The organism is Mycobacterium sp. NPDC050551 (assembly GCF_040674075.1).
In the GTDB taxonomy this organism is placed as follows: Bacteria; Actinomycetota; Actinomycetes; order Mycobacteriales; family Mycobacteriaceae; genus Mycobacterium.
Map to the genome: position 1 here is coordinate 314,337 of NZ_JBFARC010000007.1, position 14,571 is coordinate 328,907.

A 14,571-nucleotide genomic window follows, 5' to 3' on the forward strand; every position below is an offset into this window, starting at 1 on the left:
GCTCAGTGGCCGGTCCCGGCGAAATCGGCGACGATCCGGCCGAGTTCGGCCCCGCGTTGCTCCTGCACGAAATGGCCGGCCCCGGCGATGGTCACGTGGGCCTGACCCCGTGCCCCCGGCACCCTGTCCTGGAACACCCGGTCCCAGCCCGCGGTCGCGGGATCGCCGTCGGAGTAGGCCGTCAGGAACGGCCGGTTCCACTGCTCGAGCGCGGCCATGGTGGCGCGGCCGATGGCGGCGCCGGGATCGTTGCGCGTCAACGGGATCAGGGCGGTGAGCTGTCGCAGGCCGGCCTGATAGGACGGGTCCGGGAACGGTGCGTCGTATGCCGCCAGTACGTCGGGGTCCAGCGGCCCGGCGACCGCGTCGAGGAACATGCTGGCCGTGATGGTCGGGCTGCGCTGGTAGTACGACACGTAGTCCAGCAGTGTCTCGGTCAGCAGCACCGCAGCGTCGCCGACGCCGTGGTGCGGCCACGCGAGCGCGCCCGCCAGCGCGGGATCACAGGTGTGCAGGATGGTGTTGCTGGCCACCACGCCGGCGAACCGGTCCGGGTCGCGGGCCAGCACGCTCAACCCGATCGGGCCACCCCAGTCCTGGGCCACCAGCGTGACGTCGCGCAGGTCCAGTGTCGTGACCAGACTGTGCACCCATTCGACGTGTCGGCTGAAGGTGTAATCCGTTCTCTGCGTTGGCTTGTCGGAACGACCGAAGCCGATGTGGTCCGGCGCGACGACGCGGTGACCGGCGTCGGCGAGGACACGGATCATCGTCCGGTAGAGGTACGACCAGGTGGGCTGTCCGTGCAGGAGCAGCACGACGGCTCCGTCGGGCGGGCCTTCGTCGACGTAGTGCATCCGCACCGGTTCACATCCGCGGCATCGCACGTCGACGTAGTGCGGCGCGAAGTCGAACCCGGGCAAGTCGGTGAAACGGTGGTCCGGTGTCCTCAAGACGTCCATGTTCACCCGTCCCGCTCCGTCGTCGGACACCGAACCCGTAGCTTGGTCTGCTGGTGAGAACATTAATCGACTTCGACACCGCGCCCGCGTTCGCCATCCCGGCGATCGACGCCCGGGGTGAACCGACGGTGCGCGAAGCCATGCTGCTCGAGGGCCCGCAGGGGTGGGGCGAGTTCGGCCCGCCCGTCGACTGCGATGACGCCGAGGTCGCGCGCTGGCTGACCGCAGCCGCCGAACCGGGCACCGTGGGGTGGCCCGATCCGCTGCGCGGCCGGGTGCCCATCGCCGCTCCGGTTCCCGCCGTCGGTGCCGACCGCGCACACGCGATGGCCGCCTCGTCCGGTTGCCGGGCCGCCGACGTCACCGTCGTCGGAACCGCAGGTTCACTCGCGGGCGACGTCGCCCGGGTCACCGCCGTCCGTGACGCCATCGGCGCGACCGGGGCGCTGCGCTGCATCCCGTACCGGCCGTGGGGCGTCGACACCGCGGTGCGGGCGATCGAGGAGCTCGCCGACGCCGCCGGCGGCCTGGAGTTCGTCGAACATCCCTGCCGCACAATCGAAGAGCTTGCCGCAGTGCACCGCACGGTCGGTGTACGCATCGCCGTGGACGCGTCGGTGGTCGATCTCGCCGGTTGGTCGCCGGCCGCGCTCGCCGACGCCGCGGACCTCGCCGTGCTCCGATGCGGGCCGCTGGGCGGTGTGCGACGCGCGCTTCGCGTCGCGGAGGCGACCGGCCTGCCGTGCACGGTGGGATCGGCGGGCGAGACGAGCGTGGGACTGGCCGCCGGACTGGCACTTGCCGGCGTGCTGCCGCAGCTGCGATTCGCGTGCGGCCTCGGCACCGGCCTGCTGCGCGGCGGCGACGTCGTCGCCGGCAGGAGCCTGATCCCGGCCGACGGGCACCTGCCGGTGGCGCCGATGCCCGCGGGACCCGACCGCGCGCTCCTCGACAGGTTCGCGATCACCGATCCCGCCCGTGTCACCTGGTGGCGGGACCGGTTGCGGCGCGCCGTGGGCAGCTGACGTTTCGCGGAAAAGCGATTCGGGCAGACTCTCGATCTGCCGTCGTGGGGACGGCACGCCGGGCATCCCTCCCCGAAAGGCGGCGGTGTGATGAGTGAGCAGACCACGACGGCCAACGGCCTGGGCACGAGCCTCAAGTCGCGGCACATCACGATGATCTCGATCGCCGGCGTCATCGGCGCCGGATTGTTCGTGGGATCGGCCAACGCGATCAAGGAGGCCGGGCCCGCGGTCCTGATCTCGTATTTCCTGGCCGGCACCCTGGTGGTGCTGGTGATGCGAATGCTCGGGGAGATGGCCACCGCCAATCCCGACACCGGGTCCTTCTCGGTCTACTCCGACCGGGCGTTCGGCGGCTGGGCGGGCTTCTCGGTCGGCTGGCTGTACTGGTGGTTCTGGGTGCTGGTGATCCCGGTCGAGGCCACCGCCGCCGCGGAGATCCTGTCCAACCTCGTCGGTGGGGCCCAGTGGTTCTGGGCGCTCGCGGTCACACTGCTGCTGACGGTGACCAACCTCGCCAGCGTCGGCAACTACGGTGAGTTCGAGTTCTGGTTCGCCCTGATCAAGGTCGTCGCCATCGTCGCATTCATCGGCATCGGCCTGGCCGCGATCTTCGGCATCATCCCCGACTCACAGGTGAGCGGGGTCCAGCACCTGTGGGAGCCGGACGGGTTCATGCCCAACGGTTTCGGCGCGGTGATCGCCGGCATGTTGATCACCATGTTCTCGTTCATGGGCACCGAGATCGTGACGATCGCGGCCGCCGAGTCGCCGAATCCGTCCAAGGGGATCAGCAGGGCGGTCAACTCGGTGATCTGGCGGATCTCGCTGTTCTACCTGGGCTCGATCTTCGTGATCGTCGCCCTGATGCCCTACGACCAACTCGAGGACGGCTCCTACCAGTCGACCCTGGAGGCGATCGGCATCCCGGGATCGAAGCTGATCATGGACCTGGTGATCCTCACCGCGGTGGCGTCGTGTCTGAACTCGGCGCTCTACACCGCGTCCCGGATGCTGTTCTCGCTGGCCGATCGCCGCGACGCGCCACAGGTGGTGCGCAAGGTCGCGGGCAACGGCGCGCCGTGGGTGGCGGTGCTGGCGTCGACGTTCGTCGGGTTCCTCACGGTGATCGGCAACTATCTGCTGCCGGAGAAGATCTTCGCCTACCTGCTGGCGACCAGTGGCGCCGTGGCGCTCTTCATCTACCTGGCCATCGCGGCGAGCCAGTTCGTGCTGGGCAGGCGGATGCGCGCGGAGGGCGAGGAGCTGCCCTTGCGGATGTGGCTGTTCCCCTATCTGACCGGAGTCGTCATCGTGTGCATCATCGCGGTGCTCGTGCTGATGGCGTTCGATCCCGGTCAGCAGCAGGCGATCCTGCTCTCGACGGTGTCGGCGTTGTTCATCGTGGGTGCCGGAGTCTTGGTGCACCGCCGGCGCAGCCACGACACCACACCGGTGTAGCTCACTCCTGCTCGCGCAGCGCGGCCCGGATCATCGGCAGCAGCCATCCCGACAGCGGCCAGACCGCGGCCAGCGCGATGGCGCAGGCCACGCCGACGAGGTTGAGCACGGCCCGGTGTCCCCGGTGCTGCGGGTCGGCCGCGACGTCCGGGCGCAGCAGCAGGAAGGTGGTGAGCACCCATCCGGCGAGATACCCGGTGATCAGCAGGACGTTCATGTCCCGCCGTTTCTACCCCTGATGCGAATCCACCGCATTCCGGCAGGTCAGACCGGCCAGTCCTGACGCCGGTACGCGGCGTCGAAGAACATCCACTCGTAGCGGGCGGTGGTCGCGAAGTGCGCGCGGGCGACGCTCTCTTCCTCGGCGGTGAGCGCCGGTCCGATGCGGTCGGTGAGGTCGAGCACCTGTTTGACGGTCGCGGCGAACTCCTCACCGCCGTAGCTGTCGATCCAGCGTTGATAGCGAGAATCCGTTGATCCCCGAACGGCAAGGGCCGCACCGACTTCGGCGTAGATCCAATAGCAGGGCAGGACGGCGGCCAGTCCGTCGGCGAAGCTCCCGCCGTACGCGGTGGCGATGAGGTAGCTGGTGTAGGCGACCGTCGTCGGGCTCGCGGTGACGTCGGCCAGGGCGGCCGCGTCGAGGCCGAGGTCGGGCAGCAGCGAGCTGTGCAGCTCCAGCTCGACGTCGAACACCTCCGCGGCGTGCCTGCTGAACATCGCCGTGTCGGTCAGTGTCGGCGCCTTGGCACCGACGATCGCCAGCGCCCGGGCGTAGTCACGCAGATAGTGCACGTCCTGCGCCACGTACTCGGCGAACGCGCCTGCGTCGAGGCTGCCGTCGGTCAGGCCGGTCAGGAAGGGGTGGTCGAGGATGGCGCCGAACGTCGGCGCGATCTCGCGCCACAGCCGCGCCGACCAGGAGTGCGGATCCGACGCGCCGATGGTTGGTGTCGTCACGACGAACATCCTCGCAGCAGCGACAGGGGACTGACCGTGCGGCGTGTCGTCGACGGCGCCGCCGGCGGGGCCTACAGCCGCCCTTTGAGGATGAGGTTCCAGTAGCTGCGCGGCAGTCCGTAGCGGTCGAACGCCCAGGCGCTGCGCCGCGGGGCGAGCGGGTCGATGAACGACGGCAGCGACGAGGTGATCGCGCCGCTGCGGTCGAACTCGCCGGGGATGAGGCGGTGCGCCGAGGTGGTGACGGGGGCGACGGTGTAGCCGTCGTACGTGTCGAGGCGTCGGCCGGCGCGGGCGGCGAGCAGGTTGTCCACCAGGATCGAGATCTGGCGCCGCAGTGCGCCACCGGAGGGATCGGTGTCCACGGCGGCGGCGTCGCCGGCCCCCCACACGTTGGCGTGGTCGCGGTGCTGCAGCGTCAGCGGATCGATGTCGACGAGACCGTGCGGCGCCCGGCCGGCGAGGCCGGAGGCCTCGATCCAGTGCGGTCCGCGGAACGGCGGCACGAGGTGGAGCATGTCGTAGGGCACATCGCGGCCTTGTCCGGCCTTGTCCGCGACCGTGATTCGGCGCTCACCGGGATCCACGGCGGTGACCGCCGTGTCGTGCATGACGTGCACGCCCAGTTCGTCGCAGCGGCCGAGCAGTCGGTCGTCGAGTTCCGGCACGCCGAGCAGCCGGGGCCGGTCGATCACCAGCGTGATGTCGACCGGTCGAGAGGTCTTGTGCCAGTGGGCGGCCGCCAGGAACAGCGGCTTGACGGTGGTGCCCGTGCAACTCACCGGCGGCCGGGGCACCGTGAAGACGGCCCGGCTGTGCGGGGCGAGGTCGCGCACCAGTCGCCAGGTCTCCTCGGCCTGGTTCAGATAGTTGCTCGCGACCGAGGACGTGGCCATCGCGGCGTCCACGCCGGGCAGCGCGTCGTTGTCGGGAACCAGGCCTGGTCCGAGGATCAGGTCCCGGTACCCGTAGCGCCGCCCGGACGCGCACTCCACGACGCGCTGCGCGGCGTCCACCCCGACGGCCGAGTCGCGGATCCAGTCGCAGCCGCGGGGCGTGACGGACCGCTGGGTCCGTTCGGCACTCGCCAGGGCGGCCTCACCGCCGCCGACGTAGGACAGCAGCGGACGGTAGGTGTGCACCTGTTGCGGTTCGATGATAGCGACGTCCTCGACACCCTGGCGGATCAGGCGGGCGGCGGCGCTGATGCCCGCGTTGCCGCCGCCGATGACCAGGACGTCGTACGAACCGTCGGCAACCATGCCCGCGCTCTACCCTCAGACGGCGGCGGTCAACCCTTCGCCCGGGTCCTGGCCTGTTCGAGCTCGGCGATCAGGGCGTCCACCTCGGCGCGCCGCTCGGCGGGCACCAGCAGCGAGTAGAACGTGCCGACGCTGACGGTCACCTGCAGCAGGTGCTCCTTTTCGCGGCCGAACAACTTCTTGCGGCGGGTGAGCTCGTCGACCCGGGTGTCGGAGTACTGGTCGGCCGGGTTGCGACCCCGTGACGATCCGGTCCTGAGCTTCTCGACCCAGTTGCCGTCGACCACGATGCTTTCCCCGTTGAGCCCGTCGATGCGGAACATGGGTGAAGTAAACCAGCGCCGGCCGCGGGGCGCCTCGACTCGACGGCGAATTCGCCGCCCGGCCACGGCCGCCGACCATGGGACGATCGGGAGGTGCCGGACTGGACCTACCACCCGCTGAGTCCCGTCGCCGGGGCCGTGCTGGGTGAGCACCGGACGCGGGTGCTGGCGCTGCGCCTGCTGGCGGCACTCGTCCGGTTCGCGGGCGGCCGACGCTGGATCCCACTGGTGTTCGACCACCCGCGATCGCCGCCGGAGTGGGCGGGCCGCCTCGGCGCGTCGGTGCCGCTGTCCGTCGCCCGCGACGCGGTCACCGTCCTTCCGGTGCAGGGCGCAGGGATCGTGGAGATCGGCCCGGTGGGCGCCGCCGACATCGACGGCCTGCGGGCCGCCACCGCGGGTCGGACCTGCCGCGCCGTCGCGGTCGTCACCGACGACGCGACCGCGCGGGCGGCCGCCCCCTACGCCGACGAGGTCACCGTGGGGGAGGACGAGGCGGCGGTCCGCCTGGACGACCCGGCGATCGCCGGCGCCGTCGAGGCGCTGCGGCAGGGGTCGAGGGTGCTCGCCACTCCGGGGGTGCTGCTCGCCGCGGGCCCGGGCTGGTTCAACCGGGTGATCGAGGCGGCCGCGGAGACGACACCGCCGCCGCCGACGCTGCGCGACGTACCGGGCGACCCCCGCCGCTGGCCGGGCTGGCTGTGGGGTGTCCTCGTCGGTCTGGGCATGATCGTCGCCGGCGCGGGCGCCGCGGTGATCGCGCTCTGGCCGGTGCTGCTGTGGTACGACCGCGACTACCTCGGGGCGTCTGTCGCCGACCTGCACGCCGTCAACCATCATCTGGTCGGCTTCCTGCAGCACGACCGGATCACCATGGCCGGCAACATGATCGGCATCGGCGTGCTCTACCTGGGGCTGGCGTGGGGCGGGATGCGGCTGGGACGCCGATGGGCCCGCAACGCGCTGCTGATCTCCGGCCTGGTGACGTTCCTGACCTACTTCTACTTCCTCGGCACCGGGTTCCTCGAGCCGCTGCACACGATCGTCGTCATCGTGTTGTTCCCGATGTTCCTTCTCGCGGTGTGCCGCAGCGTTGCGCCGCCGTCGTGGCGCGCCCCGGTCGAGGGCCCGGAACCCGAACGGCGCCGGGCGCTGTGGGGACAGCTGCTGATGATCGGGGTCGGCGGTGGCCTCTTCGTCGCGGGTGCCGTCATCTCCGCGGTCGGGCTCACGTCGGTGTTCGTGCCGACCGACCTGACCTTCATGGGCACCGATGCGCACACTCTCGATTCAGCGGGCCCGCAACTGTTGTCGTTCATCGCCCACGATCGGGCCGGCTTCGGCGGCGCGTTGATCGGCGCCGGGCTGGCCGTGCTGCTGATCAGCATGTGGGGCTGGCGACGCGGCCAGACCTGGGTGTGGTGGGCGCTGCTGGTCGGGTGCGCCTCCGGCACCCTGCCCGTGCTGGTGATCCACTTCTCGATCGGCTACACCGACTTCGGGCACCTGTTGCCGGTCTACGTCCTCGTCGCGGCGACGGGCACGGCGCTCGCCCTGGCGCGGCCGTATCTCGCCGCGCGCGAGCCCGTGACGATCCCCACAACCACGGCGCCGTGAGCGGGAAATTCACCTCCCATGCACGGCGTTGAACAGGGCACATGACGACTGCCAGCATCCCCGCCGACCATGCCCCCGCCACCCCGACGCTGTGGACGCCTCAACGCGTACTGGTGACGCGCTCGGCGTCGGAGACGCCGCACGGGGCCGCCATCATCGACCGGTGTGACGCCGCGGGCGTCACCGACATCACGGTGCTGTCGGGCGACCGGCTGCCGCCGGTTCGCGCCGAGAACGACCGGGCGGCCTACGTCCTGGCCAAGCGCACGCTCGCCGTCGTTGTCGCGCCGCCCAGCAAGCGTCGGCTGCAGCCCATCCCGCCCAGCGCCGACTGGCGCATCGACCTCGCCGAGGGCTGCCCGGCGCACTGCCAGTACTGCTATCTCGCCGGCTCGCTGTCGGGTCCGCCGATCACCCGCGTCTACGCCAATCTCCCGGAGATCCTCGCGGCGATGGACGAGCACGTCGGCCAGGGCACGATCACCTCGGCCTCTGAGGCGCGCTCGGCCGAGGGCACCACGTTCGAGGCCTCCTGCTACACCGATCCGCTCGCGTTGGAGCACCTCACCGGCTCGCTGTCGACGACCGTCGCCCATGTCGGCACCCGCGCCTGGGCGGGCCCGGTCGGGCTGCGCTTCACCACCAAGTTCGACAACGTCGCCGCGCTGACCGGTCTGCCGCACGCCGGACGCACCCGGGTGCGGATCTCGGTCAACGCCGACGACGTCGCCCGCCGGTTCGAGGGCGGCACCGCGCCGCTGGCGCGCCGGCTCGCGGCCATGCGCACGCTTGCGCTCGCCGGCTATCCCGTCGGGCTGACCATCGCGCCGATCATGGCCACGCCGCAGTGGCGCGACGGATACGCGGCCCTGCTGCGTGACGTCGCCGCCGCGCTCGCCGGCGTCCCCGATCCCGACCTCACCGTCGAATGCATCACCCACCGATTCACCGCGTCGAGCAAGGACGTCCTGCTGGGGTGGTACCCGCGGACGAAGCTGGACATGGACGAATCGGGCCGCACCCGCAAGTTCGGCAAGTTCGGCTCCGCCAAGTACGTGTACCCGAAGGACACCATGACGCAGATGCGGACCTGGTTCGAGGCGGAGCTGGCCGAGGTGCTGCCCTTGGCGCGGGTCCTGTACTGGACCTGAGCGCCGCGGGCCCGCGCACCCTGGCTCCCGATCGACGGTCACACCTTGGCAGACTGTGGTCATGGCACAGATAACGTTGCGTGGAAATCCGATCAACACGGTCGGGGAGCTGCCCGCCGTCGGTTCAGCGGCACCGCAGTTCACCCTCACCGGAACCGATCTCGGCGCGGTGACGAACGACGACTTCCGCGACGCCCCCGTTCTGCTCAACATCTTCCCGTCGGTCGACACCCCGGTGTGCGCCACCAGCGTTCGGACGTTCAACGAGCGCGCCGCGGCCGGCGGCGTCTCGGTGCTCTGCGTGTCGAAGGACCTTCCGTTCGCCCAGAAGCGGTTCTGCGGCGCCGAGGACATCGAGAACGTCAAGACGGCCTCGGCGTTCCGCGACAGCTTCGGCGAGGACTTCGGGATCACGATCGCCGACGGACCGATGGCGGGCCTGCTCGCGCGCGCCGTCGTGGTGATCGGCGCCGACCAGAAGGTGGCGTACGCCGAACTGGTGCCCGAGATCGGCACCGAACCCGACTACGACGCCGCGCTCGCCGCGCTGAAGTCCGCCTAGGCACCTCCTCTTCCGCGAACGTGCGGTCACTGCGAAGAATCGCCTCGACATTCGCAGTGGCCGCACGTTCGGCGTAGTGAGCCAGAACACGTCGGAACCGCCCCTGACCTGGCATCGATCACCGTTCGGTATCGGTACGGCATCTCCTTCGCTGTGCGGTCCGCCCAGTTGGCGTTCCGTCGCCCCGAAGTTGTAGAAGTGACTGTGGTGACAGATGTCAACCAACGCGTCGGTTCCGACGCGGCAGTTCTCGCAGTGCAGGGAGTGAAGTTCGATGAGGCGTTTCTATGCCGTTGTGATCGGTGCGGCCATGCTGCTGGTGACCGCGGGCCACGCCTCGGCCGAGCCCTACACCCGCTCGACGGCGCATCAGCAGGCCATCGACTACGTGATCGCCCGCGCGCTCGCACAACGCGGCGTGCCGTTCGTCTACGGCGGCGGTGACGCCACCGGTCCGACCAGCAAGGCCGCCCGCAAGGATGCCGACCCCGCCGTCCTGGCGTTCGACCCGACCGCCAACGTGGCGGGCTTCGATGCGTCGGGCCTGATGCTCTACGCGTTCTCCGGTGTCGGCGTGAAGATCCCGCGCTCGTCGGGAGACCAGTTCCTGGCCGCGGCGAAGGTGGCGCCTGCGCAGGCGCTGCCGGGCGACCTGCTGTTCTACGGTCCGAACGGGACGCAGAGTGTGGCGCTGTACCTGGGCAACGGGCAGATGCTGGAGGCGACCGACCCGGCCGTGGCCGTGACGCCCGTGCGCACCGCCAACATGATGCCGTACCTCGGCCGCTTCATCGCCTGACCCGGGTCAGGTGTCGCCGGCCTGCCACAGTCGCTGGTAGTAGTCGATGCGCACCGCGTCGCGCGCCACGCCGTAGGCCGCCAGGAGTTCGTCCTCCCGGTCGGCCGGTCCGAAGTTCCACGACAGGGACAGCAGGGCGACGGCGATGTCGGCCCACCGGTCCGCGACCCCGAGGTCGCCGAGATCGACGTGCCCGCCGAACACACCGTCGTCGTCGATCAGGGTGTTGGGCGCGCACGCGTCGCCGTGACAGACCACCATCCGGTCGACAGGTGGCGCCTGGCCCATGCTGGCGCGGGCCTCGGCCGGCACCTCTCGGCGCAGCCGCGTCTGCACCGACCAGTCGAACGGACACCCGGCGACGGGCAGGGTGTCGTGCAGGCGCCGCAGCCCGGAACCGATGGCGCGGACCGCCGTTCGCGGCGCTGCTAGCCAATGCGGGTCCACCGCCGAACGTCCGGGCATGCCCGCGGTGTGCAGCCACCCGGCGCCGGCACCGATCACTCGGGGGACTCGGACGAAGCCTGCCGCCCAGCGCATCTTCTCGGCCTCGGCGGCCAGTAGGTGCGGTCGGCCCGCAGGCGCGATCTTGACGAACTCCCGGTGCTCACCGGTGCCGATCTGGAAGGTGACGCCGCCGAGTTCGTTGACCCACACCGCGGCCACCGGCCTGCCCGCGGCGATGGCGTCGACCACGGGCGGCACCGGGGTCGGGCCGGTGGGTGCGCTCACGGCTCCGGTCCGGCGCGTCAGACGGTGGGCATCCGGCCGACCAGCGTGAGCATGATGACGATGCCGGGCAGCAGGTTGGTGACCGAGTGGGCGGCGATGCTGGCGACCAGGCTCCCGGTGTACAGCCGGGCCAGTCCGAGCGGAATCGCGACGATGAGAAGCAGTGGCGTTCTCATCAGTTCGAAGTGGGCCAGCGCGAACAGCACGGTCGTCACCGCGAAGGCCACCCACCGGCCCCACCGCCAGTCGATGGCGCCCCACAGCAGCCCGCGGTACACGATCTCCTCGCAGACCGGTGCGACCAGCACCACACAGAGGAAGACAGCCACCGCCCAGGCCCATGACGTCCGGACGTCCCCGAACACCGCGCCCACCGCGGAGTTCGCTTCGGGCCCCACGATCTTCAGATAGAGCGCCGCGGCGGGCAACGTGATGAACAGCCCGCCGAATCCGAACAACGCACCCCATCCGAGGCCGCGCCACGTCCAGTGCAGCCGCAGGTCGATGCGTGGCCCGTTGCCCCGCCACCGCGTGATGAGGACCGCGAGACCGGCGGCGCAGACGGTGGGGACCACCAGAACCGCCGCGATCTTCGCCACCGACGCCTCGCCGCCGCGCAACGCCAGCAGCAACAGGAGCCCGACCGCCACGTAGGTGGTCACCACCACCAGGTACGCGCCGATGCCCCAGCGGTGCGGCCGCGCCGCAGGCAGTGTCGGCGGCGGGAGTGCGGCCTCGGGTGGTCCGGGCACCACAACCGGATTGTGTTCGGCATTCACGTCTTCGACGCTACTGCAGTTCCGCGGCACCGCAGGCCGCCAATACACGACTCGAGTCAGAGGCAGGCGCGCATGTGTCACACTCTGCGACGAGCACACCGATCGGGCAGGAGTGAGCGGGTGAACGAGGCACACGAGCGCTGCGGCAGTGACGAGTGGCGGCAGATGATCCGGGACGTGATTCTGCCGTGGGCCATGGGCACTACCGATCTCGGCCACGACGTCCTCGAGGTCGGACCGGGATACGGGGCGACCACCGACGTGCTCAGCCGGGGTGCAGGCCACGTGACGGCAGTGGAGATCGACGCCGATCTGGCCGCGATGCTGACCGAGCGCTTCTCCGCGGCGCCCTCGGTGGACATCGTGCACGGCGACGCCACCGCGCTGCCCTACGAAGAGGACCGGTTCACCGGCGCGGCGTGTTTCACGATGCTGCACCACGTCCCGACGGCGGAACTGCAGGATCGGCTCTTCGCGGAGATCGCTCGGGTGCTCGCCCCCGGGGCGGCACTGGTCGCGAGTGACAGCCTGGCCAGCGACGAACTCGAGGCCCACCACGAGGGCGACACCTACAACCCCGTCAACCCCGACTCGCTGGCGTCCAGGCTCGCCGCGGCGGGCTTCGAGGAGATCGAGGTGCGCACGAATCCCTACGGGTGGACCGCCACCGCCCGAGCGGTCACCTCATAGGCTGCTGCGCCCCGAGATCGCGTTCACCAGCGCCACCGCATGCTCGCTCACGCCCTCGTGCGACGCGCGGACGTCGACCACCACATCGCCGACCACCCGCATCGCGTGGGTACTGACGTAACCGGTGTCGGACCGGACGCGAACCAGCTCGACGCCGTCGCCGCGCTGCGGTTCGTCCATCGACAGCACCCACGGCTGCGGGTCTTCGTCGGTGACGGTCAGCACCCCACCCGCGCAGCGCTGCCAGGCGGCCACCGTCCTGTCGACGAATGCGGTTGCCGCGGCGGGGGATTCGAATTCGATCACTCCCTGGTCCAGGTCGGCGCTCTCGTCGTCGGCGTCGAGCACCGCACCGCGCACCGCACGGTATGGGCTGCCCTGGTACACCTCGCTCATCGTGTTGGCTTCGACGGCAAGGCATTCCGCAGGCGCGTAGGCCTTGCCCGTGCGCAGCGCGAAGAGCTTGCGGTAGGTGAACGTCGTCGTCAGCACCGCAGGCGCGACGATCGCGTTGACCTCTGTTTCGCTGAGCAGCATGCTCGTCAGCGGATCCACTGGCGGCGGACCGGCTTCTTCGACGGCGGCACCGCATCCCGCCATCACAGCGGCCGTCGCGGCACCGACCACGACTGTGCGGATTCGACCCGGCCGCATGAGTCGATCGTAGGCTGCGCGGCCGGGGGTCGACTGCACGAATCAGGCCGTCATCGGCCCGCGCCGAGATCGTCGGACCGTCCCGCTTCGATGCGGGACCACTGCGGGATCGGTCGGCCGTCGCTGCGCGTGTTGGAGCCGTCGACCTGCCAGGGTTGCGGCCAGCCGGACGGCGAGTCCTCCCACGGCTCCTGCCGCCCGTAGACGGTGAGGTCCATCAGCGCGAGGCTGTAGTCCATCGCCTCGACACCGCGCAGTGTGGTCCAGTAGGTCTCGAACACCCGGTCACCGTCGCGTACGTAGCAGACGATGTGCATCATTCCGGCCTGCCGCCCGACGAGCAGCCGGTTCAGCGACGGCAGCGCCGAGTACCACGGCACGTCCCAGCCCATGAACTCGCGATACCGCAGACTCTCGTCCAGCGGGCCCTGGCAGAAGACGGCGTAGGTGATGTCCCGCGAGTGCAGGTAGGACAGCTCGGTGACCTGCGTGGTCACCCAGGTGCAGCCCTCGCACTGCTCGGGCGCAGGCCGCCCGGGGTTCCACATGAAGTAGTAGGCGACGAGCTGGGTGCGTCCGTCGAAGGCGTCGCGGAGGGTGAGGGGGCCACCCGGGCCCGCGATCTCGAGTCCGGCGTCCACCTCGACCATCGGCAGCCGGCGGCGTGCCGCGGCGATCGCATCGCCCTGCCGGATGTGCGCCTTCTCCCGGACCCGCAGTTCGGCGAGTTGCGCCTCGAACGCGGCACGGTCGACGGGCGGCGGCAGCGGTGTTCCCGCCGGGATACCGGTCATGAGTTCGAGGGGGCACAGTGGGCGCAGGCCTGCGGTTCGCCGGCGGGGGATCGGCTGTCGAGCCCGGGGTACTCGTCGTGCCAGCGCCACCATTCATGGGCCGGGCTCTGCGGATACCCCTGCGGCGAGTCCTCCCACGTCTCCTGCCGGCCCAGCGCTGTCATGTCGAGGAAGCTCCAGGTGTTGACGAAGGCCTCGTCGCCGCGGTTGCCGATGAAGTAGGTGCGGAACACCTGTTCGCCGGTGTCGCCGGCGCGGATGAAGGCGTTGGTGCCGTGCCATTCGTGCACCCCGAAGTCGACGTCGAAACCGCTGTCCGGTTCGGCGATCATGGTGTACCAGGGGATGTCCCATCCCATCCGGGCCTTGATGCGGGCGATGTCGGCCTGCGAGCCGCGCGACACGTACACCAGCGTGGTGTCACGGGCATTGAGGTGCGCGAGGTTGCCGATGTGGTCGGCCATCAGGGAGCACCCGACGCAGCCGTGGTCCGGCCACCCGTGCAGCCCGGGATCCACGAACGCGCGGTAGACGATCAACTGGCGCCGTCCCGCGAAGAGGTCGAGCAGACTCACCTCGCCGTCGGGCCCGTCGAAGACGTACTCCTGGTCGACCGCCATCCAGGGCATCCGTCGGCGCTGCGCGGCGAGGGCGTCCTTCGCGCGGGTCATCTCCTTCTCCTTGACCAGCATCTCCTGCAGAGCAGCCTCCCACTGCTGTGCGGCCACCACCGGAGGCGTGTGCATCGCCCGTCCCCTTTCTCCACCACGGCGTCGGCCGTCGACGACCACGCCGAACGT

17 protein-coding genes are annotated in these 14,571 nt (G+C 70.4%); 7 read left to right on the top strand and 10 right to left on the bottom strand.

Annotation, left to right across the window (positions count from 1 at the left end; translation table 11 throughout):
• Nucleotides 1-2: 2 nt before the first annotated feature.
• Entirely contained in the window at nt 3-962 is a 960-nt protein-coding gene (locus AB0K11_RS25955) for a haloalkane dehalogenase (protein WP_364984206.1), read from the bottom strand.
• A gap of 53 nt (nt 963-1,015) precedes the next feature.
• On the opposite strand from AB0K11_RS25955, the gene AB0K11_RS25960 reads away from it, so the two are divergent.
• Together AB0K11_RS25960 and AB0K11_RS25965 are read left to right on the top strand one after the other, a co-directional pair.
• Entirely contained in the window at nt 1,016-1,987 is a 972-nt protein-coding gene (locus tag AB0K11_RS25960; RefSeq protein ID WP_364984007.1) for an o-succinylbenzoate synthase, read from the top strand.
• A gap of 90 nt (nt 1,988-2,077) precedes the next feature.
• Nucleotides 2,078-3,448, top strand: a complete 1,371-nt coding sequence (locus tag AB0K11_RS25965; RefSeq protein WP_364984010.1) for an amino acid permease — start codon at nt 2,078-2,080, stop codon at nt 3,446-3,448.
• A gap of 1 nt (nt 3,449) precedes the next feature.
• On the opposite strand, the gene AB0K11_RS25970 is transcribed toward AB0K11_RS25965, so the two are convergent.
• From AB0K11_RS25970 to AB0K11_RS25985, 4 genes are all read right to left on the bottom strand, one after another.
• Nucleotides 3,450-3,665, bottom strand: a complete 216-nt coding sequence (locus AB0K11_RS25970) for a hypothetical protein (RefSeq protein WP_364984013.1) — start codon at nt 3,663-3,665, stop codon at nt 3,450-3,452.
• 47 nt (nt 3,666-3,712) lie between these two features.
• Nucleotides 3,713-4,417: a thiaminase II gene (tenA, locus tag AB0K11_RS25975; protein WP_364984016.1), complete on the bottom strand. Its 705-nt coding sequence runs from the start codon at nt 4,415-4,417 to the stop codon at nt 3,713-3,715.
• 62 nt (nt 4,418-4,479) lie between these two features.
• Complete coding sequence (locus AB0K11_RS25980; protein WP_364984019.1) at nt 4,480-5,670, bottom strand: FAD/NAD(P)-binding oxidoreductase; 1,191 nt, start codon at nt 5,668-5,670, stop codon at nt 4,480-4,482.
• A 29-nt stretch (nt 5,671-5,699) separates the two neighbouring features.
• A complete protein-coding gene (locus tag AB0K11_RS25985; RefSeq protein ID WP_364984022.1) occupies nt 5,700-5,993 on the bottom strand; it encodes a hypothetical protein in 294 nt (97 codons plus the stop codon).
• Between the two features lie 93 nt (nt 5,994-6,086).
• On the opposite strand from AB0K11_RS25985, the gene AB0K11_RS25990 reads away from it, so the two are divergent.
• The 4 genes from AB0K11_RS25990 (at nt 6,087) to ripD (ending at nt 10,122) form a co-directional block, all read left to right on the top strand.
• Nucleotides 6,087-7,610, top strand: coding sequence for a hypothetical protein (locus tag AB0K11_RS25990; protein WP_364984025.1), 1,524 nt, complete (start codon nt 6,087-6,089; stop codon nt 7,608-7,610).
• Between the two features lie 41 nt (nt 7,611-7,651).
• The gene (locus AB0K11_RS25995) at nt 7,652-8,761 is read left to right on the top strand and encodes a spore photoproduct lyase family protein (protein WP_364984028.1); all 1,110 of its coding nucleotides are present in this window, start codon (nt 7,652-7,654) and stop codon (nt 8,759-8,761) included.
• A gap of 61 nt (nt 8,762-8,822) precedes the next feature.
• Nucleotides 8,823-9,323: a thiol peroxidase gene (gene tpx / locus AB0K11_RS26000; protein WP_364984032.1), complete on the top strand. Its 501-nt coding sequence runs from the start codon at nt 8,823-8,825 to the stop codon at nt 9,321-9,323.
• 274 nt (nt 9,324-9,597) lie between these two features.
• Nucleotides 9,598-10,122, top strand: coding sequence for an NlpC/P60 family peptidoglycan-binding protein RipD (ripD, locus tag AB0K11_RS26005; RefSeq protein WP_364984035.1), 525 nt, complete (start codon nt 9,598-9,600; stop codon nt 10,120-10,122).
• Nucleotides 10,123-10,128: 6 nt separating this feature from the next.
• On the opposite strand, the gene AB0K11_RS26010 is transcribed toward ripD, so the two are convergent.
• Together AB0K11_RS26010 and AB0K11_RS26015 are read right to left on the bottom strand one after the other, a co-directional pair.
• The gene (locus tag AB0K11_RS26010) at nt 10,129-10,854 is read right to left on the bottom strand and encodes an aminoglycoside 3'-phosphotransferase (protein WP_364984038.1); all 726 of its coding nucleotides are present in this window, start codon (nt 10,852-10,854) and stop codon (nt 10,129-10,131) included.
• Between the two features lie 17 nt (nt 10,855-10,871).
• The gene (locus tag AB0K11_RS26015) at nt 10,872-11,567 is read right to left on the bottom strand and encodes a CPBP family intramembrane glutamic endopeptidase (RefSeq protein WP_364984209.1); all 696 of its coding nucleotides are present in this window, start codon (nt 11,565-11,567) and stop codon (nt 10,872-10,874) included.
• Nucleotides 11,568-11,753: 186 nt separating this feature from the next.
• On the opposite strand from AB0K11_RS26015, the gene AB0K11_RS26020 reads away from it, so the two are divergent.
• Nucleotides 11,754-12,323, top strand: coding sequence for a class I SAM-dependent methyltransferase (locus AB0K11_RS26020; RefSeq protein ID WP_364984041.1), 570 nt, complete (start codon nt 11,754-11,756; stop codon nt 12,321-12,323).
• On the opposite strand, the gene AB0K11_RS26025 is transcribed toward AB0K11_RS26020, so the two are convergent.
• Genes AB0K11_RS26025 through AB0K11_RS26035 form a run of 3 tightly spaced genes read right to left on the bottom strand, consistent with a single transcriptional unit; the run spans nt 12,318 to nt 14,517 of the window.
• On the bottom strand, nt 12,318-12,977 hold the full coding sequence (locus AB0K11_RS26025) for a sensor domain-containing protein (RefSeq protein WP_364984044.1): 660 nt from the start codon (nt 12,975-12,977) through the stop codon (nt 12,318-12,320). The genes AB0K11_RS26020 and AB0K11_RS26025 overlap by 6 nt on opposite strands.
• A 50-nt stretch (nt 12,978-13,027) precedes the next feature.
• Nucleotides 13,028-13,771, bottom strand: a complete 744-nt coding sequence (locus tag AB0K11_RS26030) for a DUF899 family protein (RefSeq protein WP_364984047.1) — start codon at nt 13,769-13,771, stop codon at nt 13,028-13,030.
• On the bottom strand, nt 13,768-14,517 hold the full coding sequence (locus AB0K11_RS26035; protein WP_364984050.1) for a DUF899 domain-containing protein: 750 nt from the start codon (nt 14,515-14,517) through the stop codon (nt 13,768-13,770). The genes AB0K11_RS26030 and AB0K11_RS26035 overlap by 4 nt, the downstream gene beginning before the upstream one ends.
• Nucleotides 14,518-14,571 lie beyond the last annotated feature (54 nt).